Origin of the sequence: Gardnerella sp. DNF00747 (assembly GCF_049262675.1) — a bacterium.
GTDB lineage: Bacteria > Actinomycetota > Actinomycetes > Actinomycetales > Bifidobacteriaceae > Bifidobacterium > Bifidobacterium swidsinskii.
In genome coordinates this window covers 768,089-794,528 of sequence record NZ_CP058394.1, presented here as the reverse complement: position 1 = coordinate 794,528, position 26,440 = coordinate 768,089, and the positions used below count along the sequence as shown (strand labels likewise).

Below are 26,440 nucleotides of genomic sequence, written 5' to 3'. Positions count from 1 at the left end.
AAGAAAAGATTAAGCCTATGGAATAATGTTAGAGTTAAAAAAAATAGTGAAAGGATGGCTAAAATGCGATTATCGAAGATAAAGATTAAAAACTACAGATTGCTTATTGATGCCGAATTGGATGTCGATGCAAAAACAACCCTTATTGTTGGCAGGAATAATACGGCCAAGACCTCCTGCAGTAACTGTATCAACACCGTGCTACAAGGAAACGATTTTTCATATAATGATTATCCTATATCAAAGCGAGAAAACCTCTACAACCTGTTTTTTCAGTTCATGGAGAAAAAATTGAGTTATGAAGATCTCTGCAGAGGAATAGAACCTATTTCTATAGAGTTTGTAGTTGATTATTCATTGGATGATCAAGATACAAAATTGGGGGCATTATCACCTTTCATTATTGACGTTGATGTGGATACCACTACAGCGTTAATTCGTGCGGAGTATCAGTTGAAAACTGACGAAAGCAAACTGCGGGAACTGTTTAAGGATAGTTGCTATAGTAATGATAAATTTGCGCCCAAAGCAGAGGAAATGCACGCTATGCTTGCAACCAATTTTTCGAGGTTGTTTGGCTTAATTATCTATGCGGTTAATCCAAAGAATTTAGAAGATTGGCAAGTTAAAAGTCATAGAGAACTTAAAGACCTTTTCCCTTATTATCCGATTCCTGCAGAACGCATACTTGGAGAAGATGGTACTCAAAAGAACGAGTCCCTTAGTTCGTTGATTGCGGACTATTTCAGCTTGAACGAGGAAGATTTGACACCTGATATAGCAGAGAAAGTCAAGGAACTCCGTGCAGTAGTTGATGGTGCAAACAAAAATGTGCAAAAAGAAAGCGATCGAATACTCAGTGACTTGGTCAGCAAGGCAGTTGGTTTTGGATATCCTAATGTTGAAGAATTGCAGCTTGGTGTTACTACTGAGTTAAAAATTGACGATCAAATAAAAAACCAGACACGGCTTTCATATAGCTCTGGCGCCGGTGACGAAAGCCTGCCCAGCTCCCATAACGGATTGGGGTACAAGAATTTGATTAAAATGGAATTTCTCTTGGCTGCGTTTGCACAAGATGTTGAGAAAAAGGGAGACGCCTGCATTCCATTGTTGTTCATTGAAGAACCTGAGTCACATATGCATCCTCAAATGCAGCATGCGTTTGCGGAGCATTTAGAAAAATTCCTCGATAAAATTACAACTGTTCATATTCAGACGTTTTTAACTACTCACTCTGCACATATAGCGAATACTATGGATTTCTCTAAAATCCGGTATGCGAAAAAGTCTAAATCTGGAGTTGTTTATAAGAACCTTGATATTTTTGCGAGAGAAAATGCTGACAACATGGATTTCATCAAGAAATACCTTACCCTTAGCAGATGCGATTTGTTCTTTGCAGATAAGATCATTTTTGTTGAGGGTGCTTCGGAGCGGTTGCTGCTACCGGACATGATAGAGAAATGCGAGAAAGAAAAACTGTTTGATTCAGAAAAATATAAACTGCCCGCACAGTATTATGCTTTGATCGAAATTGGAGGAGCATACGCATACAAATTCATACCTTTTGCAGACTTCCTTGGACTCCCTTGCTTAATCCTTACGGATATAGATTCTATGATAGATGGCAGAACAAAGGCTGTTGTCAGCAAAGGTAAGACTACCTCCAATGCAACAATAAAATGGTGGATGCGCAAAATTAAGGGTATTCCGCAGAATAGTAAAGATAAGATTTACCTTGCGGATATCACCGCTGCAACAGATGCAGAAAAGACTTTGGGGAAATGTCATATTGAATATCAAACTTCGGAAAATGGGATATGTGGCAGATCTTTGGAAGAAGCCATCATGAATGTGAATCGTAGTCATTATGGGTTCACAGAACCTGTTGCCGAAGAAGATTTGGAGTTTACTGAGAAAAGAAAGACGGACTTTGCACTCAATCTGATTTGCAACAATCCTAATTATTCTATTCCTCAATATATTAAAAATGGTTTAATATGGCTTAATCGGCAGCGAGTTCTTGAATGAGGAGGTATTGAGAATTGTCTAAGAATTATGAGTATTTAAATTATAACATAGCTAAGGCGGAAGCAGATAAAGTCGACGAACAAATAATTTCTGCACTCAAGGCTGGGCGTAGCTTCCGCGTGGAGGCAGGCGCTGGTTCTGGAAAAACCTACTCACTAAACCGTGTAATCGAATGGATTCAAGCAAATAAGTGGAATGATTATCGCCGAAAAAAGCAGAATGTAATATGTATTACATATACAAATGCAGCTGTTGATGTGATTTCGCAGCGCTTATCCCAAGATTCATTTATTCTTCCGTCAACAATCCATTCATTTGCTTGGAATGCAATCAAGCAGTATCAAAGTACCCTTATTAGCATTATCGAGAATGATGCGTCATTAACAACGACGGAAACGGACTTCAGCAAGGTGTTAGAGATTCGTTATACTTTAGGACACCGTTATGTATCCCAAGGAGTTCATTACTTGCACCATAATGATGTTTTGAAACTTTTTTGTACTATGCTGGATAATGCAAAATTTCGCCGTGTTTTCTCTGACAATTATCCGTTGATTTTAATTGATGAATACCAAGATTCCTACAAACCGATTATCACACGTTTTATAAACTTTTTTATTGCAGAAGGAATAGGCCCACAATTTGGCTTTTTCGGAGATGCATGGCAAACTATTTACCAAACCAACAACGCTTGCGGTGCGATAGAGCACAGCAAGCTTCAGGAAATTAAAAAGGGTTCAAACTTTAGATCAGCTCCCAGAATTGTGAAGGTTTTAAATGATATTCGCCCAGATTTACCACAACAATCTGCAATAGATAATTTTGAAGGTGAAGTAGTTGTTGTGACTTGCGATGATTTTTCTGGAGAACGTCGAACAGAACGGACATTCAAAGACGATCTCCCCGCAGAAGAACTGAAATCCAGACTGTTCCAGCTTTCAGAACACATCAAGAAAAACGTGTCAAAGGATGAAAATATCAAAATTTTGATGATTACTCATAAGGTTCTTGCCACACAGCAAGGATATGAGCGTCTATTAGCCATTATTGATGATGGACTCCGAGATAAACAAGATCCATTTTTGCTATTCTTCATGAATACCGTTGAACCGATATATGAAGCACTCAGCACATCAAATATGCAACTTCTGTTTGATACGCTTGGAATCATACGATATCCTATCACGAAAAAAGCTGATAAGATGAAATGGAAAGAGTTTGAGTCGCAGCTAAAGAAAGCTCGTAATGGCAGAGCCATTGATGTTATCAACACTATCGTAGAGACAAAGTTAGTGCCTATTCCATCATTGGTTGATGGATACTACCATCTATATTTTGATGCCCCTGATACAATCTATGGATTGGATGCAACAATCCAGGATGTTTTAGATTTAGATTACAGTCAATTTAAGGCGGCCATTGAATTTCTGTACCCTGAATCAGAGTTTTCGACAGAACATGGTGTTAAGGGCGAAGAATACGATAATGTTGTCTTCGTTATCAGTAAGGGATGGAACCAATATCAATTTGAGACTTATGCACCTATGATAACTGGGAAAGTTCCAATACCAGTAGGTAAAGAGGCATCATATGAACGAAATAGAAATTTGTTTTATGTATGCTGCTCAAGACCAAAGAAAAGATTATTTTTATTTGTTTCAATACCTCTTAATTCCACTTTTAGAAATTTTCTAATCGATATAGTTGGATTAGAAAATATTTATACATTTAATGAATATTTAGATAATAAAGCCAAATAAAATGTTGGTTTGAACAAATCTGAAAAGAAAGTTGTTTCTTTACTTATTGAAGATTCAGCTTCCACTTCAGATGAGCGAGCAATTTAAATTGGTTTAACAAAAAGAACCATAGAGCGAACATTTATTTCTTACAAAATGAAAAAGTCATCGAAAGAATCGGAACAAAACGTGATAGAAGATGGTTTGCAATAAAATAGGAAAATAATCCTCATAGATATATTTTATGTTGATATTTACATGTGGGAGTTTGGACAAAAGTTCGTATGTCGAGAGTGTCGTATTGATGTCTAGGGCTGATTAGGTGGGTGCAAGTTTGCCCTTGTGTAGCAAGGCTTAGCGAGGGCTATCGTTAAAAGGTTTAATGCGAAGCGGCTTTAAGCTTACTTCTCGCGGTTTTTGAGACCAGTTTTGCTGTTTGAGGGAAGATATCAACGTTCTAGGGTCGAGTGCACAGGATGTTAACGTACTTCGCTTGCGTTGAAAGCACACTGTGCTTTCAACTTTGAGCAAGCTCAGCGAATCGAAGTGCATTCGCGAATTATATTTAATCGCTCATGCAAGTCGATTCGCCACTTTGCACCCAGCTGGTGAAGTGGGAAAATAAGGTTTAGGCTAATTATCGTGGAGAAGAAATCTAAGTTTCGTTAGTCTAAAAATAAGGAGAGATGGCTATGGATAAGATAGATGAGCTAAATAGTGATGTGATAGTCATCAAACCTAAGCGGGTTGTTAAGGATTATGCTGTGGGTATTTATGCTCGTGTGAGTACGAATCGTAAAGAGCAGCTGGATAGTCTTTCGACTCAAGTGTCTGGTCTTACTCGTCTTGCTGCTTCTCACATGACTTGGTTTGTTGCTGATATTTTTCTTGATGTTGCTTCAGCTAAGGTTGGATCTTCAAGAAACGAGTTTAATCGAATGATTGAAGAATGCGAGAAAGGTAATCTTGATATTATTCTTACTAAAAGTGTGAGCCGTTTTGGTCGTGATACGAAAGAAGGATTAGAGGCTATTAGAAAGATTCGATCATGTGGTACAAGGATTATTTTTGAGACCGATAAGATTGATACGGAAACTGTCGATGATGAACTTTTAATCAGTGTGGTTCAAGCTTGTAGTCAGGCTGAAAATGATTGGCGAAGTGAAAATATACGCTTTGGCTTAAAACATAGAGCAGAAGATGGCACATCAGGTCTTTATAGTAGGGCTTGTTATGGTTATAAAAAAGATAAGCATGGAATGCTTATTATTGATGAAGAGCAAGCGAAGGTAGTGAGAGCTATCTTTGATTGGTATCTGGAAGGTTTAAGCGTTGGTAGAATTATTGAAAGATTAAAAAGTAAAGGTGTTAAGTCTCCAAAGGGAAAAGACAGTTGGAGTAAACGGGCTGTTGAGAGCACTTTGACTAGGCGTAAATATACAGGCGATGTGGCTATAGCTGATTCAGGCGGTTCTGACAGGCAATATTTGTATTCGGATCATCATTCCGGAATTATTTCTAAAGAGAAGTTTGAAGCCGTTGAGCTTGAGATGGCGGCTCGGAGTAATGTAGAGGTTTTAGAAGACGGAACTATTATTAGAAAGAAGAAAAAATATAGCTCAAAGAGAGGTACTAAATTATGATGGGAAACTTAAAAGACAAATTATGGTATCTATTTGTTGTATGTTTAAGAAAATTTATGGAAGCTTTATTTTTTGCTTATGAAATTATAAGGCATCCGATAAAAAATATTTCAATATGGTTAGTAGGATTGTTGGCGCTACTGATTTATGGAAATCTATCTATAGGAATAAAAGGAAAAGATATGTTTGTTATGTCTGCTGGATTGGTATCAATAATTACATTCATATCGAACTTTTTAGAGAAGCAGACGATAGATATTGATAATAAAGATAATTTCTACTTAGGATATAATATAAAAAAATTGAAATTTCATAAAAATTTTTGGCTTAAAAAATTTAATGAACTTCCAGTTAAACTTCTGTTTTGGGCGATTGCTATTATTCCAATTATCACAATTTTTGTTGAGTTAAAATACAAATCTAAAGTATTAAATGAGATGGTTGAAATAATAGTTGCACATATTAAATATATAGATTCAATATGGCTTGCTACATTCATAGTTAGCTCATTTTATTGCACCGCAATTTTGATAGAGTCAGTGAATTTATCAAGAAAAAATTTCTCTCAAAGTTATTTATATAATATAACTAATAACTTTGAAAGGCGCATAATTAAAATTGAGATAGAGCGGTATTTTAAAGAAATGTTTAATAATATTTTCAATATTAAAAGCAGATTAGGATTAGAAAATAATTTTTATAGCAATGTTGAAAGCGTCATTAATTGCATTGTTAATACTGGGGATGCAGTTAGTGCAAGTGATTCTGAAATTATAGAATTTTATAACATTGCATTTGAATGTGAAGGGAATAAGATAGACGATGTACTAAGTAAAGTGTATAAATACGCAGAATGTAAAAAAGATAAAAAAATAAAATTTTTTATTTATACTCATATGCTTAGCAAAATTTTGGAACTACTTAAATTGTACTATCACACAAAATGGAATATGATAACTAAATTACATGTGTTACCGTCAAGGATTATAAATATTGCAATTCAAGATTTAAAGAGATTGTTGAAAATAGAGACAAAGTTGCATGGAAATAAAGAATATGAAAATATATTTTGGGAAATTTACACAAGGAATGAGAATTATTTTAGAGAAGATAAAAAAAGTAACTTCTGCATTTCAAAAATATGTGAAATTTTAGAAAAAAAGTTTAAAGATATTAAATTCCTAGATTGTATTAATAATATGGATACAATGATGAATTTGTTTGATGTCTTAAATAAGATAGATAGTCAAATTGAAGAGGATAGATATTTTTCGCCAATATTTAGTACCATATTTAAACATACTATTGATAATAAAAATGTAGACAATGAGTTTGTTCAATTATTTTATGATGAGATGAAAAAACAGGGTTTACCAGAATATCTTATTAGCAAAAGAAATGAGGTTACTAAGAATATATTATTGAGTGGGTACTTGATATCAAATGATATTCTCGAGTATCTTCTAGGCTTTATTCAATTAGAAGATGCTATCGTAGTATTGATTTTTAGACTTGCTTATTCGAAACGTTCTGGTAGAGGAATAATGACAGTTGATGAATTTAAAGTTTGGAAAAGTGCATTCAATAAACTTACAGTAAGAAAAGATATTGATGAGTTAAAAGAATCAAAATTTATAGATGAAATATGTAGAGAAATTTCAAAGTCAGATGTTTCTCATTTTATATTTTGTCAATTTATTAAATGGATGTGGTCTTCATTATTTGAAAAATTTGATGAAAAGAAATATGAGGAATTCATAAGGCTTGGTAAAGAAGGAATTAGAAGAAATTTTAGTCTAGATAGTTATATTATTGTGAGATTGCTATTATGTAATTATTACTATAGGTCGTTAAGTGTTTATGAGTTTAAAAAGAAAGCTAATAAAAAGCAAATAAAAATTGAAGTAAATAGTATTAAAGATATATTAAATTTAAATAAAGAATGCGTATATATTTAGTGTCTTCAAATTGCCTAATCGAGATAGAAAATAACAGGTGTAAGCCAACCGATGATCATGCCTATAAATAGGCGAAAAGTATGGAATTAAGACATGATTTCAAAAACGCCTAACAACCTCACGTCGAGAGTGTTGTATTGATGTCAAAGGCTGATTAGGTGGGTGCAAATTTGCCCTTGTGTAGCAGGGGTTAGCGAGGGTTATCGTTAAAAGGTTTAGCGTATGGCGGCTTTAAGCTGGGTTCTCGCGGTTTTTGAGCGTGATTTTGCTGTTTGAGGAAACATATCAACGCTCTAGGGTCGAGTGCACAGGATGGATAACGTTAAAAAGTGCACCCACTTTGCACCCACCCTGCACCCACCTTGTGGAGTGGGAAAATAAGGTTTAGGCTAATTATCGAAGTGGTTCAATTACGATAATTATGCAAAACTATAGATCTGTTCTATCAGTCCACAGCTCACACTGAGTCATTACTGTTTGAACAGCATCTTCCATACCTTCAGGAGGATAGTGGTGCTCCTTAAGAAACATAAATAACCGACGGAGGGCATGGATGACGCTGTTGCTACTGTAATGCTTCAGTGTGACCTCTGGACGGACAACAATGATATGGAGCATCGGGTAGTTAACTATAGTGAGGTACTGAAAGAGAGTAATAATCAGGAATTGATTATGGTTGCCGAAGACAGAGGAGCTTATGACAATAATAAGTGCTGATACAGCTGATATAACGAAAAGAAGATGTTGTGGTTTCTGGCGGCTTTCGAATAGAGTTTCCTGATAATCAAAAGGCAAAAATGAAATGGAGAAATAATTATGAGTTCAAACGTAATAAGACATGATAACATTATCCCTTTAGTAACGCGTCAAAGCATAGCAAGCAGATATCATACGGTTACGAAAGCTATAAATCAAGAGTTTTGGAATTCAACGAGTGAAACCACACATAGTCTCTATGTTGGTTCTTATGGAAAAATACAAGCGACATAGATATACTTGTTGAAATTCCGGAAGCTGAATATAATCGGTACTCATATTCTAAATGGAATGGGCAATCTCGACTTTTACAGGCTGTGAAGAACGCGATTGAAACTTCCTATTCAAGAAGCGATATTAGGGCAGATGGTCAGGTTGTTAAAATTGCCTTTTCTGATGGGATGAAATTTGAAGTGTTACCAGCGTTTCCGCAGACAAGTTTGGGTGGTAGTGTTTCATACAAATATCCAGATACGAATATGGGAGGAAACTGGAGAACAACAGATCCTAAGTCTGAGCAAAAAGCAATAAAGGGAAAGAACAGCTCATCTAATGGGTTATTGTGTGCTACTTGTAAGCACATAAGAACGATCAGAGATGATTCTTATTCGAGCTATCATCTGTCAGGAATTTTAATTGATTCCTTTGTATATGTTGCGATGGGAGAATGGCATTTTACGGATGGAGATAGCAATTCCTCAAGCCAACCAATATCGTATGAACAGGCATTACTTAATTATTATAATCATATTCCATGCAACGGAATATCTGCGTCAAGTCTATATGCTCCCGGAAGTGGAATGTCGATTGATACTACAAAGGGATGGGATGTCCTCGGCAAGATCCTAAATAAAATGGTATCGGAGTAAAATGGAAAGTGATAAAAGCTATAGGGCACGATTAAAAAATCAAATAAAGGATGCTTGTGGAAAAGTTATATACACATATACTGCGCATCACAAATTAGCTGATCGACTTGAGAAAGAAAATAAGTATGTGAAGAATGCACAGATTATATTGACCACACTTTCTTCTTGCGGATTTTTTGCCAGCATTATAACAAACAAGGTCATATCGACATGGGTAGGTGGAATTACTGCTGTATTGTCTTTGTGCCTAAATCTATATGCCAAGGAATATAAGATTCAAAATGAAGTAAGCCAGCATCGAAATGCAGCAAATGTGTTGTGGGGTATTCGAGAAGAGTATGTTTCCTTATTAGTTGATTTTGAAGTGCTTGACGATAGTGAGATACAAAAAAAGAGAGATGCTCTTTGTAATAAAGTTTCAGAAGTCAATAATAATTATCCTGCAACTGATGAGAGAAGCTACAGGGCTGCGCAGAAGGCTTTGCAAAAGGAAGAAGAACAGACTTTTAAGGAGAACGAGGTTGATTCCATTTTGCCTAATGGAATTGATAAGTGAATAATCGAAAGGGGTGAGTTATATGATACTCCCTGAAAATTTGATGAATTTGATTCGTCAGGGCGAGGGGCTGACAGTCGAATTCAAAAAATCAACAACAGATATTACGAAGGATGTCTATGATACCGTTTGTTCTTTTTCTAATCGGGATGGCGGTCATATTTTCTTTGGTGTGAAGGATAACGGGACGATTCTCGGTGTTGATAAAGACTGCGTTGAGCAGATGAAGAAAAATTTTGTTACTACGATTAACAATGAGAGAAAAATGTATCCGCCACTCTATTTGACTACAGAGGAATATGAGATCGATGGGCGTATTGTTCTTTATGTCTATGTCCCGGTTGGAAAAACCGTTTACCGCAATGCGGGCAGAATATTTGATCGCAATAATGAGTCGGACATCGATATTACAGATAATGCGGACATGGTTTTCAACCTTTATGCTCGTAAGCAAAGTACCTATTTTGTGAATAAGGTCTACCCTGCCATCCCGGTTTCAAGCCTTCGCCATGATCTTATGAATCGGGCAAGGAGAATGACGAGAGTGAATACTGAGCACCATCCGTGGGTTGACATGACGGATGAGGAGATGCTCAGAAGCTGTGGGCTTATACTTGAGGATCCGGAAACGAACAAAGAAGGTATAACACTTGCGGCAGTCTTGCTCTTTGGTACGGATAACCGTATCATGTCCGTGTTACCTCAGCATAAGACAGACGCTATTTTCAGAGTGTTCAATGTTGATCGTTATGATGACAGGGACGTGGTGATTACAAACCTGATTGAAAGTTATGATCGTTTGATGGAATTTGGAAAGAAGCATCTGAATGATGTTTTTACATTGGATGGTGTCCAGCGGATAAGCGCCAGAGATAAAATCCTGCGTGAGATTATCTCCAATTTGTTGATGCACCGTGATTTTTCCAGTGGATATGTACCGAAGCTTGTCATTGAACGGGATAAGATTACAACAGAGAATGCGAACCTTGCGCATGGGCACGGAAACTTGAATCTGAAAACATTCAGGCCATTTGCAAAGAATCCGCCGATAGCAAAAGTGTTTCGTGAGATAGGTCTTGCTGACGAACTGGGAAGCGGTATGCGCAACAGCTATAAATACACGAAGATGTATTCTGGTGGAGAGCCTGTCTTTACAGAGGCAGATGTTTTTACGACAGTGATTCCTCTTTCTGAGGCGGCAACGGCTACAGTCGGGCCGACCGAAGAACTTGATCCAAGGGAACAAGATAGGGAACAAGATAGGGAGCAAGTAAAGGAGCAAGTTACGATACAAGCTCTCCTTCAATTTTGTATCGTTCCTCGTAGTCGGAAAGAAATGCAAGAATTTATGGGTCTGACCGGTAGAAGAAACTTTTCTGAAAAATATATCAAGCCTTTGCTTAGTGCAGGAAAAATAGAAATGACGATACCAGATAAGCCAAACAGCAGGAACCAGAAATATAAAAAAGTAAACATTGAAGATTAAAAAGCGACCATTGGAGACAGAAACCATATATCGAATAGAGGAAAACGGACATTCAATGTATAGTTTTGGTTTCACAAATAGGTATGCCGAGACGATGGGATTTCGGACTTATTTCCTCAGAGCGAAGTCTTGAGGCGGTTGGTAAATCTGTGCGTTTGCATATTATTAGGCAGGAACATGGTCTTTGACCTGTTTCCGAGAACGTATGAGGGCAAAAATCAGTGTGTTTCCGGGCAAAAATGCGCTTTGACCAATTCCAGCTAATGAGCACGAATCTGGCTACACACTCGACACCAAGATGAAGCAGTCGAGTCATACAGAAAATCAGTAGCGCTTCTTTGCAAATCTCACTGAATCGCAATAGCGTTTTGATGATTTCTACTGTGCCTGCAGCCTGTTGTAGCGTTTTCGTTCTGACATTTATTTGTGTTCATAAAGGTGAGTGTAAGACTAAATAATCTTGTTAGAAAGAAAAATTTGTTTTAGTTTGCAATATTTAATAAAATACTCTCATTGGTGTAGCATACGCAAATAACAGTACCCGACGCGCATCTTAACAATGCGGATCAATTCGGGTTTTCTGATTTTTGAGGAGAGAGAATGATGCGTAAAGCAATGAAAATGTTATCTGTACCGATTGTTAGTGTCTCACTAGTATTGTGTTCAGCTGAAGTGTCTTCCGCTAACACATTGACAGAGCGCGGTAACTTCACATATGCTGCTGGTAGCCTATCTTCTACTACAACTATGACAGATGCAGACTTGGATGCGTTGATCCGTGCATTTGAATCAGTGCCTGCTGATTTGCAGTATGCTAATCCACGTACAACTTCAAATTATGAAGCACGCTTAAATGCAGCATTGCATGGCTTAACGTTTAAGTCACTGATGCGTAGGAATAGGGTTTCTATGTTTGGACATTACGCACCGATGGTTAATTGGGTCGGATGTGCATTAGCGATAGCTTCATTTGTATTTCAATATGGTGTGCCTATTGCTAAGGCACTTGGTTGGCTGAAGCGAGCGAAGCAAATATATAGAACTGTGTCGGCTATCTGGAAAGCGCGAGGAGAGCTTAAAGCTCATCTTGGTTCTGATGGAGCTAAGTTTTTGGAAATGATTCTCGGTATCGAGCCAATTACTCGTAATTGCCTTTCCTAGGGTTAGATGATGGGTGAGACGAATGTAAGGCCAGTGCTTTTGCACCTGGCTTTGTATGTGGATTTTACGCAGAAGGAAAGAGAGTTTATTATGGGTAACAATAGTTCGAACGAAGAGTTAAATACTGAAATAAAAAATGCTGGAAAAGCATATTCTGAGATAGAAACATTGAATAAGTATTTAAGTAAATTTAAAACAATTCAAAATCAAATTAACATGCCTACTAGAGGTAGAGGTAAATTCAAAAATTTATATTGGTGGGCAATAAATCTAGAAAATGAAGTGGATATTTACAGTAAATATAACAAAATTTTTTTAATGCCATATACTTTTGGACTTACAGAAGATGATTTAAATACAAATACAAGTACGGATATAATAGATTTGAAAAATTATGAAGAAAATGATGAGTTGGTTGATGAAGAAGGTAATAATTTATTTGATTGCATAAGTAAACAAAAAAATTATAAAAAAGCTAAAATACATTCTAACAATTATAACGTAGATATAACTACAGGTAATTTTCACCCACATGATGCTTTGAAGGGAGTAATAAAAGAAACAGAAATTAAACAAATCATGCTAGTAAGAAATACCTTAAGTAAAAATCAAACTCACTACGGAGTTTTATGCGAAAAAACAATTGCACTGAAGGCGAAGAAAAAAATTTCATAGTTTTAAGAGATGAAGCCAATAAATTCTACTACATTCCTAAAAAATGCATAAAACTAGTAAAAGAAAACGAAGAACTTGGAAAAACACTTATTGATTTTTTAAATTCCATAGGAGTTGAATAAATAATATTATTTAGAACTAAGAAATAGTTATCAGATGTAAATGTGATGTGCCCCCCCAAAAAAAGTTAGACTTTTGTGTTTGAAAAAATAGGGGGGGGTATTTTTCATATTCGTGTATAACACGTTTTATAAGAGCGTCTTTGCCAGGGCCTGGTTCAATCATTGATAAGAAATGACGGGATGAAATTGTGGCTAGCAGATCAATTAGATATCGCACGCTTTCATCAGGTCCAAGAATAGTATCTTCTTTACCAATATGTTTAAGGATGTAATGCTTGTAGTATTTAGCCGTACTATTAGGTTTCCAACCATTTTCTTTTAGTTCATTGTATAATTTGTCAAGATCTAAAGTAATGGTGACCTTCGTAGGTAAATTAATGTTTTCATTTTTATCCATGAATTTGTACCTCCTATTGCTGATAACATACTTCAATGTAGAAACAAAGGCAACAAGTAGGTATGTGGAAGGCGCGAGTGGATGGGAAAATGATTGAGGGGTTGCTAAAATGTTGGAAGTATTAAAGGTATATGATATAACATTCACAATTCACAATTCACAAAGATTATTAAGTAGGTGCAATCATTATGGAATTATATGACGGTAAAAAAGAATTTATCTCATTGTATATAAAAAATAGATTCAATAAAGAAGAGCTTGAAAAGTCTTCGAGTTTATTATGGGCAGCTTATTGTAAAACTAATAAAGAAAAGAATAACATAATAGATGTAGATGTATCGAAGTGGGCTATCGATCAATATTTGGAAAAATATTCTTATTTAAAAAATGGTAAGTGTAAAAAACAATATGAAGGTAAGAGTAAACACAAATTTGAAATAGTAAAAGATGGCATAGTGTATCACGGGGATACAATGACTTCATTTGGTAATTTTATAAGAAAGTATTTTGTGTTAACTGAAGGACTTAAAGGTATGCGTAGTGTTGGCAAGATTAGATGCGCGGACAAAATCATTGCGGGTTCAAAATTGCCAAAAAGGATGGAGGATTTTTCAAAGTTAGCACATTCGAAGGGCAATTTAATTCCAGTTCCTTTGTATTTTAATAGAGAGAGGAGTGGAGAATATGCCGATTCTGATTATTGGGATATAGTCATGTATTGTATTTTTAAATGGTGTCATTCATATGATGACAAATATCTTTTTGAATTGCTTAACAGATATAATGGAAATGATCATATGGCTGAGTCTGTATTTAGATTCAAGAAATGGATGGATAATTTTAACAATAATTGGAAGGAATTTGTTCGTTTAAATTACTTAGGTGCATTTGTTGATCAACAAAGTAATTCTTGGTATCCAAAAGAATTTTGGACAAATCATTTTGCGTTTAATAGAAAAATTGATGAATTATCATCTGATGAGTTTTATAAAGCTGTAGATTTAATTTGCAATTGTATTGAAGATCGTAACAAGAATCTATCTATTTGATGAGAAAAGTTTATAGAAACGGTTTTTTGAGGTTTATTTTCTTAAGGTAGATTGTTTTATAAGACCTTGAGTGATGCGAACTTAAGGTGAGTTGAATGATTAACTGGAAAATGGTATTACCGAGGTTTCTGATAAGAATAAAGTAAATCTTGGTTGCATAATATTGTGTGCAAAACAGATGGATGTGCTCACTGCGTTGTGCACTGTTCAATGTGTAGAATTATGTGATAAAAAACACTAAAATATGTATAATTATGTGATTAAATGCACCAAAACATGTGATACACGATAAAAGATAACGCAAAATATAACAGAACAGCAGTGAAACTAAGCGTAGAAACAGCCGAGCGTTAATACGGCTGCAATATCTAATAGTGTAATGCAAGATGAAAGGTGAGTAATCATGAAAAGGCTGATTATACAGATAAACTTATAGAACTTGCGCTGAAGGAGAATAATTGAGAAAGAAAGATAATCTACAAGGGGGAAGAGAGAAAGAGAAAGAAAAGCAGGAACATACTCCCACAGATGAGAAAAATCCTCTATATTGTGAATCACATGAGCAAATATGTGAAAACCTTCGCAGTGCAAATAAGGAATTATCCAAGTATAAGGTTTTGCAGCCGAGTGCGGAAATCTTTTCCATCTTAATGATTATTGGAACTGTTTTTATGGCATCCAATAAGCTACAGCTTTTTGGATGGTTCACCTATTGTTTTGCAATTCTGCTTCTTGTTGTAGTTTCTCTTATTTGGGTTATTGGTGTTATTTGGCAGCGCAATCTACACAGCCGTTTTAGTAGTGCAAATGTAGAGCGTAATAAATCTTTTCTTAGCTATGGCAAGCAACGGTGGAAGGGTAGAATCTCGCTAATTCTTTGTTGCTTTTTTGTGTTAAGTGGTATTCTAACTGCATTCTTTGAAATAACTGCGGTACGTCTTCCAAATCAGTGGCTTTTGCAGACTTGGGTATATGTTATATGCGCGGCAATGCCAGTTGTTTGGATGATTACGATTGCTCTTGTATGTGTCTTCTATAATCTCTATCTTATTTCGCGTGTACGGAAGATAGGTATAAGAATTGTACTTCGTTGTCTACATGTTCTGCTTTGTGTATTGATTATCTTAGGTCTTGGATTTTTTGACGTTTTGTTTATTGTTGGCAGATATTCTGTGAAACAAAATGATAATGGTACATACACAGAGCACGTGGACGATATGTATGCTCCTTTTGAGTATTATCTTTATAAGTCTGAAGGCCCGTTTTTCCTTAAGTATCTTCGACCAATGAAAGATTCAACTGATACTGATCCAAAAATAAGTGAATCTGAGTGGTATAGCAGAATTGATCGTAATAACAGGAAAGATACAAGATTAAAAGATACAAGATTAAAGGTTGAAGAGCCAGATAAAAATTACGATTTGCATGATTCCGCTGAGCATGATTTAGAATCAAAGAAGGAAAGAAATGCAGCGCTTAAGATATTTGATAAGTATTTTGCGGCGAAAGGCTTTGCGTTCAAGGAGAACTATACCGCCAAGGGAGATATGTACTTTGTTCTGAGTGAAAGCCGTTCGGACATTACTTATCTGCAGTATAACAGGGACTCTCAGGATGGAAAATGTGGTCTTTATATTCTGTTTAAGGCTTCAAAATCTTCAAATGGAAGCTGGTCGCCGAGTGATGCTCATATGCAGAGCACCTACACGTATGAATATAGCACTGGAGTAATTGCAGAGAGCAGTAGGGCATATTGGTAGTGGGGCAGAGTGGTTATATGTAGGAATATAAGACTATCGGAAGATTGCCAGATAGTAGCATCCATAGTTGTGTACTCTAGTTGCTTATGTTTTGGAGAACAAAACGGTGTAAAAATTGTAAAAAAGTTCTCTACATTATTTGATTTCTCATGGCAGGGGCTTGTTGGTTATTCCAGAAAATAAGGTTCCTGAGTTTAAGAAGTTGCTTGTTGAGTATTATGAGTGTGAAGATTTGCATGTGATTGCTTCGTTTATGAGGGAATGTTGTTGGAGGCGTTAAACGCGCGCGATGATATTGGTTCTTCTGTTTCTGTAAATCTTGCTGTTTATGAAAGAGTATAGTTTGCTAGTGAATGAAGAGATTAGCGTTGATAATAGTTTTAGTATTGCTTGTAAGTATGTTAAAAGTTTAGGCTTGCAGTCTGTGACGAATGCGTTTGCTTGCGTTCGTGAAGATGATTGGAAAGCACGGTATGTGAAATACATGTTATCGAGTCATAAAGGGCAAGATATTTAGTGCGTGTGAAGTAATTTTTGCTGCGTGTTTTTACGTGTTTTTATGCTCAGCATTGCTCAATGCGTATAATTATGTGATAAAAAACACTAAAATACGTATAATAATGTGATTAAATGCGCCAAAACGTATATAATAATGTGATATACGATAAAAGATACCGCAAAATATAACAGAACAACAGTGCAACTCGCGTAGAAATAGTCAAGCGTTAATACGGTTGCAATATTTAATAGCGTAGCGTCAAGTGAAAGGTGAGTAGTCATGAAAAGGCTGATTATGAGTAAACTTTTAGCATGGAAGAACTCACCGTATCGTAAACCATTGATATTAAAAGGCGTGCGTCAAGTTGGTAAAACTTGGATACTAAAAGAATTTGGTAAGCTTTACTACAAAAATATTGCTTATTTTAACTTCGATGAAAACAAAGAATATAAGCAATTCTTTGAAACCACTAAAAACGTGGAGCGAATTTTACAAAATCTAATGCTTGCAAGTGGTCAAAAAATCGAAGCAGAAAACACGTTGATTATATTTGATGAGGTTCAGGATTGCCCAGAAGTAATAAACTCGATGAAATATTTTTGTGAAAACGCTCCGCAATATCATGTTGCTTGCGCTGGATCGTTGCTTGGAATAACACTTGCAAAACCATCTTCATTCCCAGTTGGAAAAGTTAATTTTATGCAAATAAACCCAATGAATTTCACTGAGTTTTTACTTGCTAATGGAGATGAAAATCTAGCGAAGTATATTAAACAAATCGATAAAATAGAGCAGATTCCAGACGCATTTTTTAACCCTCTATGCGAGAAATTAAAAATGTATTATGTTACAGGGGGAATGCCTGAGTCAGTTTTAATGTGGGCTAAAGCGCGAGATGTAAACGCAATGCAAGAAACGTTGTTTGAGATCATAACAGCTTATGAACGAGATTTTGCGAAACATCCTAGTGTTAGTGAGTTTCCTAAAATATCAATGATTTGGAATTCTATTCCGTCTCAACTTGCGCGTGAAAACAAAAAATTCTTGTATAAAGTTGTTAAAAATGGTGCGCGAGCAAGAGAATATGAAGATGCTTTGCAATGGTTGGTGTCAGCACAATTGGTGTATAAAATTTATAGAAATACTGCGTCGAGTTTACCTATTGCTGCTTATGATGATGTATCTGCTTTTAAGATTTATTTGGCAGATGTTGGTTTGTTAAGGCGATTATCTCAACTTGCTCCGACTGCGTTTGCGGAAGGCAATAGACTGTTTACTGAGTTTAAGGGTGCTTTAACAGACAATTATGTTTTGCAAGCGCTGCTTACTCAATTTGAAGTGATGCCTAGATACTGGTCTCAAACGAATCCGCCGTATGAAGTGGATTTTCTTATTCAACGAGAAAATGATATTTTCCCTATTGAAGTTAAATCTGAAGCAAATATTAATAGTAGAAGTTTGAAAAAGTTTAAAGAATTATTCCCTAATCAAACGAAATTACGTATACGATTCTCGCTGAATAATCTCAAACTAGACGATGATATGTTGAATATTCCGTTATTTATGGCTGATTACACGGATAAGCTTATAGAACTTGCTCTGAAAGAGAACGATTGATAAAGAAAGATAATTAAAAAAAGGAACGATTAGAAGACATAGAAATAAACTAGTGCAAAAGTTAAAAGAGTGTCAAATCCCACGAAACGTTGCAACCAGCCTAGGGGAGCTTCTAGGCTGTTTTTATGCTCAAGAATCAAGTTATCAAGCCAATCTTAAACCTTTTTGCGATATTTTCCTATCGTTAAAAGGTGCACCCAATATCCATAGTGTGCACTCAAAAAAGTGTGAATACGTTGCCAGTACTTTTCTATCCCAAATCGCGCATTAATTGTTTGAGTCGTTAACAATGTTTTCAATATTTCTGCCTGAGTAGAAGATACGAATAACTGTTACAGTCATTTGGTTTTCGTCTACTTGGTAAAAAACTGTGTAGTTATCGACTGAAACTCTGCGTATTCCCACAGAATGCCAGGGTTCCCACGCTACAGGAGGATATCGCATAGGCATAGTCTCAAGAGAACGTATAGCATACTTAATGCGGTTGACTTGTTTTTCAGCTGTTTTTGGAACTTGTAATGTAAAGCGAATGTATTCGTATAGTTCTGTAAGATCAAGGAACGCTTGCGGAGAATAGATGATGTTATAAGTTGTACTCATGCACCATATTCCTTTGCAAAGAACTGATCTACTTCATCTACACTATATTGTTTGCCAGTCGAAATAGAGTCGATACCCTTTTGCAATTCCTTATCCAACTCATCTCTTGTTAAGCTGCCTAAAGCAAGCGGCTTTTCTTGCTTATTAGTTGGCAAGCGAAGTTCAAATGGCATGCCTTTTTGTAAAACAATCTGGCTGTAAAGCATTTGAATCGCAGAAGACGGTGTTATGCCAAGCTGGTTCAATATGCTTTCAGCGTTTTCTTTAAGATTTGTATCGATTCTTGCATATACAGCATTCGTATTTGACATTGTGTTCGCGTCCTTTCTATGCTTATTTTACAAAATAGTTGCAAGCATACGCAAGCAATTGAAAGCAAAAGTTTAATCACCTGTTCTCGTGTTAAATACTTCATTTGGCAAGTTCCTCATAGACTTTATTAGAGATTTGGAGATAAGGAATTTATGAGGTTGCTCAGCCTTGTAATAAGTAGTAAATGGGCAGGTCTAGTTTCTTAACTCTTGTATGCAATGAAACTTTTCCTTTTGTACTCTGAAACTGTTGCTTTCTGTGTTATATGTTTCGCAAGTATCACGCTACTTGAGCCTTTTGTTAACACGTTAAAAATTGCAGTGGGGTAGTACAAAAAGGACTACATATCAGTTTTTTGTCTCAACAAATTCGTACGTACGCTGATCCTATTAAATACGTACGTTGTTTCTATTAAATTATTTTCATAATCTGTACGCACTTTTAAAGAGGAGAGTGTTTAGTTATGGGATATTCAGTTACACAACGCATTAAGAGCATTAAACAACCTTATGGTGGGTATTTGCCACGAAAAGATTTTGTTGAAGAATCGTTAGGTGATGGAATAGAAGACTTATACGATAAAGAGAACATTCACCCAAATTTAGTTGGTATAGTAGTTGACTACATGACTCGTTTAATGTCTGGATCGAGTGCAATAGACGCGTTTAAAATTTCTTTACTGGGCGCAATGATTATAAACGAACGCGATAATGCGTTGAAACTTATGTCCGGCATTAAAGGACTTAGCGATGAAGATATAGTTAACGCCGTCAAACTTGTTGGATTCGATGTATGCTTTAGATATGATCCTATTGGCTACAGGCCTTTTGATGAAATCAATCCCGATGAGCACACAATCCAAAACATTAGAGTTATGGTTCAACGCTCGCTTCATTTTCTTGAGTGTTATGACCCGAAGGTGCTTGACGGTTTTACGCTAGAGGGCGGTTACACCGATACGGTAAGTGCTGGCGATGGTGATTTTATAACAGCTGATACTTTGTGGGATCTCAAAGTTTCTAAAGAAAAGTTGGATAAGGATCAGACTCTTCAACTGCTTATGTATTGGCGTATGGGTTTGCATTCTATTCATCCAGAGTTTCAGAATATTAAGTACTTGGGTATTTATAATCCTCGCATGAATAAGGTCTATCGTATTGCTGTTGAAAATATATCCGAGGACGTTATACGCGAAGTTGAAAAAGATGTGATTGGGTATTAGGATCAGACGGTTTTGCGTGCTTTAGGCTGTTGTTCGTACTTAGTGAAGACTATCGCTAAAAAGTTTAGTGCGCTGCGGCTTTAAGCTGGTTGATTCAGAAAGTAGTATGTAGCAATCGTTAAACACCGTTATTTTCTCAGTTCGTTAGCTGAGATATTAACGGCATTTTGCGTTTTACCGTTACTTTCTCAGTTCGTTGACTGAGTTAGTAACGGTGTTTAGATCTTGGATTATGCCCCAATAATATTCACCAGATTGGCTTTACACACTTTTTGGCCTATAACCCGCTATTACTATTCAACGACTCAAAATAAAAGAGGGAGCCGAAACTATGTCAGCTCCCACAGGTGTGTGTCCGCAAACGCACACCGCAATTACATTTTCATTATACACTTATAGTGTTTAAAAAGCTAATTAATAAGTTCTTAGTAGAAATGCAACAGCAATCAACACTTCCTATAGTGAAGTGAGCTTGTTGTACGTATGAGTATGTACAAATTTTGATGTTTTTACAAATTTTATGACTGTGTTGCTGCAGTCATAATTGTTAAATATAATAATAGTAGATTTATCTGATTATTCTTCTCATACTGAGTAGGGATATGTGATGCTTATATGTGTTTATAGGGGAAGAATGAGAATTATAAGCAGATTATATAAATGCACTTTAATAAGTATAAGTGATATATAACTTAAGAAGAAAGTCATTGCGGCAGTAATTTGATTACTAAGTTTAGGGGGAAAAAGAGTTTGATTATATGAATATATCAACAAAATTATTTGCTTCATTTGACTAAAAAAATTGAAGACTGATTGAAATGGTGGCTAATTTTAAGGAAATGAGTAAATGAGTAAATCAATTCTTGATTATACTTTTGAGCAAAATGTTGATGAACAAACATTCTATGAGAAATATCCTAAGGTTTTCTCCACTTTATTGTTAGATCATACAACAAAACGCAATATTTGCTGGGCAACGAATGATTATAAAAATTATGGTCATATTCATCAAGCGCATTCCGAAATAACCATTGCTTCAATTACTGGTAAATATGCAGGATTGATTGCACCTAGAACATCAAAATCTCGTGAATTGCAAATATCTCGAACTAAAAATAAGGCTGAGGTATTTACTCCATCTTGGATTTGCAATGAACAAAATAATTTGGTTGATGAGGTATGGTTTGGCAGATCTAATGTTTTTAATCGTACTAATGACAAAAGTTGGATTTCTACCACAGAAAAAATCGAGTTTTCAGATAATCACTCAAAAAATTGGATGGCGTATGTAGATGAACGTCGAATGGAAATAACATGTGGAGAGGCTCCTTATTTAGTTAGCAGATATGATGCAACAACTGGCGAAATAATTCCACTTAAGCAACGTATCGGACTTTTGGATCGTAAGCTTAGAGTAGTTAAAGAGAATACTAGTAATGAAATAGATTGGCTCAAGTGGTCTAAACGCGCATTTGAATCTATATACGGTTTTGAATATCAAGGAGACAGTCTGCTTCTAGCAAGAGAAAATCTTCTTGCGACATATGTTGATTATATGCGTGATTCGCTTAATAGAAAACCTACAGAATCAGAACTCTTAAGCATAGCAACTATTATTTCGTGGAACATCTGGCAAATGGATGGTCTTACAGGATGTCCCCCTTACTGTAGTGAGATACCAGCAAGCGTACAACCAACTTTATTTGATTTTGAAGAATCTGAAAAAAATATAGATTCTCAAACTTCAACATCCTGCCAAATAAAAGATTGGCGAACTAATAAAACCAACACATTTAATGACTTACTTTTACAGGAGAAAAACGATGGAACAAGTAGACAATCTTGAATTGCTAGATAATCTTATTTTTGGTAGAGTTACACCTCACATTTATGCTTTCCGAACAGGCACAATACCAAACTATCTCAAAGTTGGTGATACTTATCGGCCAGTCAGTGTTCGTTTAAAGGAATGGGAACAAAAGTTCCCTGACCTAATCAAAAAATATGAGCATAAAGCAACAGTTTCGGATAATGTATATTTTCGCGATTATGCTGTACATGATTATTTAGAAAATTCGCTTGGCAAAAAACGTCTTAAACCAGAAGATTTATCTACAAATAATGTTTACTATAGTAGGGAATTTTTTAAAGATGTTAATACTTCTGAACTAGATGAAGCTATTAACGATATATGCGAACAATATAAATTGAAAAACTCTACATATGACTACTATGATTCCAATAAACGATTGCCTGTTACGATACATTATGAGCGCGGCACAAAGTGGACACTACGCCCAAATCAACAAGAAGCAGTTGACAATTTTATAAAGGCAATGAACTTAGGACGTACAAATCTTTTAATGTATGCTGTTATGCGATTTGGTAAATCATTTACATCGCTTGCATGTGCCAAAGCTATAAATGCAAAGACTGTACTTATTGTTTCTGCTAAAGCAGACGTTCGCGAAGAATGGAAGAAAAATGTAGAACAGCCTGGTAATTTTGAAGGCTATAACTTTTTAAGTTCAAAAGAATTATTAGAGAATGATAATGCTATTTCAGATATTCATGCCAAAGATGAAACGGCAGTTATTTTCCTAACATTACAAGACTTGCAAGGTACCGAGATTAAGGCAAAGCATGCACAAGTTTTTGAAAATAAAATTGACTTATTAATTGTTGATGAAACACATTTTGGCGCTCGCGCTCAAAGTTATGGCGAGATTTTGCGTAATATGCAAACAGACGAGAAAAAAGACCTAAAAGAAAATATTAAGTTTCTTGATAAACAGGAAGATAATCAAATAGATCTTGAAGATGCAGATAAACAAATCAAGGAATTAAAAGCTAAAGTTCGATTACATCTCTCTGGTACTCCTTATCGAATATTAATGGGCTCAGAATTTGAACCGGAAGATATTATTTCTTTTGTTCAATTTACTGATATTGCTCGAGAACAGGCAGCTTGGGATGCTGAAAACTTAGATAAAGATGATGTTGAGGAATGGGATAACCCTTATTTTGGTTTTCCTCAGATGATTCGTTTTGCGTTCCACCCAAGCAAGCGAGCTATAGAAAAAATGAACGAACTGAAAAAGCATGGAGTTAGTCTTGCTTTATCTGCTCTTTTTAAGCCTCAATCCATTAAGAAAGACACAAAAACGAATAGGCATCAAAAATTTGAACATGAGGAGGAAATTTTTGACCTTCTAAAAATTATCGATGGTACTTCTAGTGACTCAAAACTTTTAGGATTTTTAGACTACGATAAAATTAAGCAAGGTCAAATGTGCAGGCATATTGTAATGGTTTTGCCATATTGTGCTTCTTGCGATGCAATGGAAAAGATTATTAAAGATCGTGCTTTAGAATTTAAGAATCTTGGTGAGTATGAGATTTTAAATATTTCAGGCGTAGATGCACAACATCACTTCCATACGCCAACAGATATTAAAAATCGTATTGCAAAACTTGAATCAGAAGGTAAAAAGACACTCACTTTAACAGTAAATAGAATGCTTACGGGCTCAACTGTTGAGCAATGGGATACGATGATTTATCTGAAAGATACAGCGAGTCCGCAAGAATACGATCAAGCGATATTTCGCTTACAAAATCAATATGTCCGTGAACTAAGTGACGGCACAAAAGTTATCAAAGAGTGCCTAAAACCGCAAACGCTACTCGTAGATTTTGATCCACATCGTCTTTTTACTATGCAGGAGCAAAAATCTTTAATTTACAATGCTAACACTGAAAAGAATGGTAATTCATTGCTTGACAAGCGTATTGCTGACGAGCTTCGTATATCGCCAGTTATTACAATGAATCATAACCGCCTAGAACAGGTGCAAGCTACTGATATCTTAAAAGAGGTTAGTCATTACAACAATTCTCGTTCAATTAGCGACGAGGTAATAGATTTACCGATAGATTTATCAATCCTAAATAACGAGCATATGCGGTCTGTAATTGAAGCACAAAATCCATTTGGATCTAAGACAGGCTTAACTCTGGAAGCCCATGCAAGTGAAACAGATGGCCAGGATTTTGATGTTAATGATGATACAGATGAAACATTGGATGATCATAATGAGGACATAGAGCCACATAAACAACCATCTTTCACAGCTATAACTGATGATAAAGAAATCAAAGATTTAGAAAACAGGATACGCACATATTATCAGCGTATCCTCTTCTTCTCATTCCTTTGTCCAGAATCAGTAAAGTCATTAGATGACATTTTAGAAACATTGCATAACGGTAAAAATGATCGACTCGCTAAAAACCTAGGTATCAATACGGATGATATCGAGGTTTTGCGAAATTCACTCAATGCTTTTAAGCTCAGTGCTTTAGATTATAAAATCCAAAATATATCTACACTTGCCACTGACGAAAACTTAAAGCCCCTTGAGCGTGCAGTAACTTCACTTGCTAAATTTAGTCGTATGTCTACTTCTGAAATCATAACTCCGATAAAAGTAGCTGATGAAATGGTGGCGATGCTTTCCGAAGACCAATTGCGCAATATCATTAAATCAGGTGAAAAATTACTTGATATTGCATCAAAGGCAGGCGAATATACAGTAGCGCTCGTAAAACGTCTACAGGCATTAGGTTTTTCGCTTGACGAAATAAGAAACAGTATCTACGCTATTCCTACTTCAAGCGTTGCTTATGAGTTCACAAGACATTTCTACGAAATACTTGGACTAAATACCGCTTGTATTGCTAAGAACTTTACAAGTTACAAACTTCTCGATATTAAAAACGATAAAGAGGAGGTGGACTATAATCGAATAACTGAACTTCTCAGTCAGAAGAAAGATTTTGATAAAATTACGCTGACAGATAAAATTCAAGGGGGTGAAAAAGTGAAATTCGGAGCAATCGTAGGAAATCCGCCGTATCAGGCTTCAGCGCAAGGTACAAGCTCAAGCGATGATCCAATATATCATATGTTTCTAGAAATATCGCATCATATTGGGAAAATAGTTATTTTAATTACTCCAGCAAGATTTTTGTTTAATGCAGGAAAAACTCCATCAGAATGGAATAAAAAAATGTTAAACGATACGCATTTGAGGGTTCCATTTTTCGAAAATGACAGTACAAAAATATTTAAGGATATACTTATCCCTGGCGGAATTGCTATAACTTATAGAGATTCAAGAGTGGAATTTGGTAAAATAGGTAAGTTTGTTAGCTATCCTAAGTTAAATATAATTCGAAACAAAGTTTGGGAAAAAGAGCATGATAGCATAAGGTCTATAATTTATAGCCAAAATAGATTTAATTTAGATTTATTATATCGTGATTACCCCGAATATGCGTCAATTATTGGCAGCAATGGCAGGGATAAGAGATTTAGACAGATAATAATGGAAAGGTTGGATGTTTTTACGAAAGAAAAAACTGAAGATAGCGATATTAGGGTATTAGGTTTAATAAAACGATCTAGAGAATATAGATATATTTCAAAGAAATATGTAGAAGATGAGATTTGGATTGATAAATATAAAATATTTGTTCCATTTTCTAATGGAGCTTCTGGAACTCTAGGAGATAAGCCTGCAAGAATGATTAGTAAGCCTGTACTTGGACTTCCTGGAGATGGGATAACTCAAACATTTATAGGTTTTGGCGCATTTGATAGTCAATTTGAGGCAGAATCATTACTTAAATATATAAAGACTAAGTTTTGTAGAATTTTATTAGCAATATTAAAAGTAACTCAGGGTAATAAATCTGAAACATGGGAATATGTACCAATGCAAGACTTCACATGCGCATCCGACATCGACTGGTCAAAATCCATCGATGATATCGATCAGCAACTTTACCGTAAGTATGGTCTTAATGATGAAGAAATTGCCTTTATAGAAGAAAAAGTACAGCGTATGGAATAGTGTGCTGTGAACTTAGATGAAGACTGTGGTTCATTGTTGAAAAAATTTTGAATGAATTCTGTAAATG

At 35.6% G+C, this 26,440-nt stretch carries 17 protein-coding genes and 3 pseudogenes; 16 read left to right on the top strand and 4 right to left on the bottom strand.

What is annotated here, in order from left to right; genetic code table 11:
- Positions 1-63 precede the first annotated feature (63 nt).
- From HXT32_RS02960 to HXT32_RS02945, 4 genes are all read left to right on the top strand, one after another.
- The gene (locus tag HXT32_RS02960; RefSeq protein WP_421792951.1) at positions 64-2,034 is read left to right on the top strand and encodes an ATP-dependent nuclease; all 1,971 of its coding nucleotides are present in this window, start codon (positions 64-66) and stop codon (positions 2,032-2,034) included.
- Positions 2,035-2,048: 14 nt separating this feature from the next.
- On the top strand, positions 2,049-3,794 hold the full coding sequence (locus HXT32_RS02955; protein ID WP_421792949.1) for a UvrD-helicase domain-containing protein: 1,746 nt from the start codon (positions 2,049-2,051) through the stop codon (positions 3,792-3,794).
- Positions 3,795-4,495: 701 nt separating this feature from the next.
- Positions 4,496-5,416 carry a recombinase family protein gene (locus HXT32_RS02950; protein WP_422119045.1) on the top strand — a complete coding sequence of 307 codons (921 nt, stop codon included), beginning with the start codon at positions 4,496-4,498 and terminating at the stop codon, positions 5,414-5,416.
- A complete protein-coding gene (locus tag HXT32_RS02945; protein ID WP_422119044.1) occupies positions 5,413-7,374 on the top strand; it encodes a hypothetical protein in 1,962 nt (653 codons plus the stop codon). The genes HXT32_RS02950 and HXT32_RS02945 overlap by 4 nt, the downstream gene beginning before the upstream one ends.
- Positions 7,375-7,803: 429 nt before the next feature.
- Here HXT32_RS02945 and HXT32_RS02940 read toward each other — a convergent pair.
- Positions 7,804-7,899 (bottom strand): annotated as a pseudogene (locus HXT32_RS02940) (type I restriction endonuclease subunit R); the annotation flags it as partial.
- A 291-nt stretch (positions 7,900-8,190) separates the two neighbouring features.
- Here HXT32_RS02940 and HXT32_RS02935 point away from each other — a divergent pair.
- The 5 genes and pseudogenes from HXT32_RS02935 (at position 8,191) to HXT32_RS02915 (ending at position 12,877) form a co-directional block, all read left to right on the top strand.
- A pseudogene (locus HXT32_RS02935) lies at positions 8,191-8,999 on the top strand (SMODS domain-containing nucleotidyltransferase).
- A 1-nt stretch (position 9,000) separates the two neighbouring features.
- Positions 9,001-9,555, top strand: coding sequence for an SLATT domain-containing protein (locus tag HXT32_RS02930; RefSeq protein WP_421782532.1), 555 nt, complete (start codon positions 9,001-9,003; stop codon positions 9,553-9,555).
- Between the two features lie 22 nt (positions 9,556-9,577).
- A complete protein-coding gene (locus HXT32_RS02925; RefSeq protein WP_421782534.1) occupies positions 9,578-11,041 on the top strand; it encodes an RNA-binding domain-containing protein in 1,464 nt (487 codons plus the stop codon).
- 600 nt (positions 11,042-11,641) lie between these two features.
- A complete protein-coding gene (locus HXT32_RS02920; protein WP_012914150.1) occupies positions 11,642-12,202 on the top strand; it encodes a hypothetical protein in 561 nt (186 codons plus the stop codon).
- Between the two features lie 9 nt (positions 12,203-12,211).
- Positions 12,212-12,877, top strand: a complete 666-nt coding sequence (locus HXT32_RS02915) for a hypothetical protein (protein ID WP_422119043.1) — start codon at positions 12,212-12,214, stop codon at positions 12,875-12,877.
- A 222-nt stretch (positions 12,878-13,099) separates the two neighbouring features.
- Here HXT32_RS02915 and HXT32_RS02910 read toward each other — a convergent pair.
- Positions 13,100-13,396 (bottom strand): annotated as a pseudogene (locus tag HXT32_RS02910) (hypothetical protein); the annotation flags it as partial.
- A 188-nt stretch (positions 13,397-13,584) separates the two neighbouring features.
- Between HXT32_RS02910 and HXT32_RS02905 the strand changes: the two are divergent.
- From HXT32_RS02905 to HXT32_RS02890, 4 genes are all read left to right on the top strand, one after another.
- Positions 13,585-14,445, top strand: coding sequence for a hypothetical protein (locus tag HXT32_RS02905; protein ID WP_012914156.1), 861 nt, complete (start codon positions 13,585-13,587; stop codon positions 14,443-14,445).
- A 458-nt stretch (positions 14,446-14,903) separates the two neighbouring features.
- Positions 14,904-16,205 carry a YcxB family protein gene (locus tag HXT32_RS02900; protein WP_415697803.1) on the top strand — a complete coding sequence of 434 codons (1,302 nt, stop codon included), beginning with the start codon at positions 14,904-14,906 and terminating at the stop codon, positions 16,203-16,205.
- Between the two features lie 349 nt (positions 16,206-16,554).
- On the top strand, positions 16,555-16,722 hold the full coding sequence (locus HXT32_RS02895; protein WP_012914158.1) for a hypothetical protein: 168 nt from the start codon (positions 16,555-16,557) through the stop codon (positions 16,720-16,722).
- 261 nt (positions 16,723-16,983) lie between these two features.
- On the top strand, positions 16,984-18,321 hold the full coding sequence (locus tag HXT32_RS02890) for an ATP-binding protein (RefSeq protein WP_422119042.1): 1,338 nt from the start codon (positions 16,984-16,986) through the stop codon (positions 18,319-18,321).
- A gap of 267 nt (positions 18,322-18,588) precedes the next feature.
- Here the strand turns inward: HXT32_RS02890 and HXT32_RS02885 are convergent, their stop codons facing one another.
- Both HXT32_RS02885 and HXT32_RS02880 read right to left on the bottom strand, forming a co-directional pair.
- Positions 18,589-18,921 carry a type II toxin-antitoxin system RelE/ParE family toxin gene (locus tag HXT32_RS02885; RefSeq protein ID WP_033888429.1) on the bottom strand — a complete coding sequence of 111 codons (333 nt, stop codon included), beginning with the start codon at positions 18,919-18,921 and terminating at the stop codon, positions 18,589-18,591.
- Positions 18,918-19,232, bottom strand: a complete 315-nt coding sequence (locus tag HXT32_RS02880) for a type II toxin-antitoxin system RelB/DinJ family antitoxin (protein ID WP_422119041.1) — start codon at positions 19,230-19,232, stop codon at positions 18,918-18,920. Before HXT32_RS02880 ends, HXT32_RS02885 begins: the two co-directional genes overlap by 4 nt.
- Positions 19,233-19,696: 464 nt before the next feature.
- Here HXT32_RS02880 and HXT32_RS02875 point away from each other — a divergent pair, with 464 nt between their 5' ends.
- The 3 genes from HXT32_RS02875 to HXT32_RS02865 all read left to right on the top strand — a co-directional run bounded on the left by HXT32_RS02875 (position 19,697) and on the right by HXT32_RS02865 (position 26,373).
- Positions 19,697-20,455, top strand: coding sequence for a hypothetical protein (locus tag HXT32_RS02875; RefSeq protein ID WP_248893344.1), 759 nt, complete (start codon positions 19,697-19,699; stop codon positions 20,453-20,455).
- Between the two features lie 847 nt (positions 20,456-21,302).
- The gene (locus tag HXT32_RS02870) at positions 21,303-22,301 is read left to right on the top strand and encodes a restriction endonuclease subunit M (protein ID WP_174182591.1); all 999 of its coding nucleotides are present in this window, start codon (positions 21,303-21,305) and stop codon (positions 22,299-22,301) included.
- Positions 22,279-26,373, top strand: a complete 4,095-nt coding sequence (locus tag HXT32_RS02865) for an Eco57I restriction-modification methylase domain-containing protein (protein WP_422119040.1) — start codon at positions 22,279-22,281, stop codon at positions 26,371-26,373. The genes HXT32_RS02870 and HXT32_RS02865 overlap by 23 nt, the downstream gene beginning before the upstream one ends.
- Positions 26,374-26,440: the final 67 nt, after the last annotated feature.

Bases quoted from the DNA above. Each gene is read 5' to 3' on its own strand.
- HXT32_RS02960 (WP_421792951.1), top strand. From the start codon at position 64: ATGCGATTATCGAAGATAAAGATTAAAAACTACAGATTGCTTATTGAT.
- HXT32_RS02945 (WP_422119044.1), top strand. From the start codon at position 5,413: ATGATGGGAAACTTAAAAGACAAATTATGGTATCTATTTGTTGTATGT.
- HXT32_RS02930 (WP_421782532.1), top strand. From the start codon at position 9,001: ATGGAAAGTGATAAAAGCTATAGGGCACGATTAAAAAATCAAATAAAG.
- HXT32_RS02925 (WP_421782534.1), top strand. From the start codon at position 9,578: ATGATACTCCCTGAAAATTTGATGAATTTGATTCGTCAGGGCGAGGGG.
- HXT32_RS02920 (WP_012914150.1), top strand. From the start codon at position 11,642: ATGATGCGTAAAGCAATGAAAATGTTATCTGTACCGATTGTTAGTGTC.
- HXT32_RS02915 (WP_422119043.1), top strand. From the start codon at position 12,212: ATGGGTGAGACGAATGTAAGGCCAGTGCTTTTGCACCTGGCTTTGTAT.
- HXT32_RS02905 (WP_012914156.1), top strand. From the start codon at position 13,585: ATGGAATTATATGACGGTAAAAAAGAATTTATCTCATTGTATATAAAA.
- HXT32_RS02890 (WP_422119042.1), top strand. From the start codon at position 16,984: ATGAAAAGGCTGATTATGAGTAAACTTTTAGCATGGAAGAACTCACCG.
- HXT32_RS02885 (WP_033888429.1), bottom strand. From the start codon at position 18,921: ATGAGTACAACTTATAACATCATCTATTCTCCGCAAGCGTTCCTTGAT.
- HXT32_RS02880 (WP_422119041.1), bottom strand. From the start codon at position 19,232: ATGTCAAATACGAATGCTGTATATGCAAGAATCGATACAAATCTTAAA.
- HXT32_RS02875 (WP_248893344.1), top strand. From the start codon at position 19,697: ATGGGATATTCAGTTACACAACGCATTAAGAGCATTAAACAACCTTAT.
- HXT32_RS02870 (WP_174182591.1), top strand. From the start codon at position 21,303: ATGAGTAAATCAATTCTTGATTATACTTTTGAGCAAAATGTTGATGAA.
- HXT32_RS02865 (WP_422119040.1), top strand. From the start codon at position 22,279: ATGGAACAAGTAGACAATCTTGAATTGCTAGATAATCTTATTTTTGGT.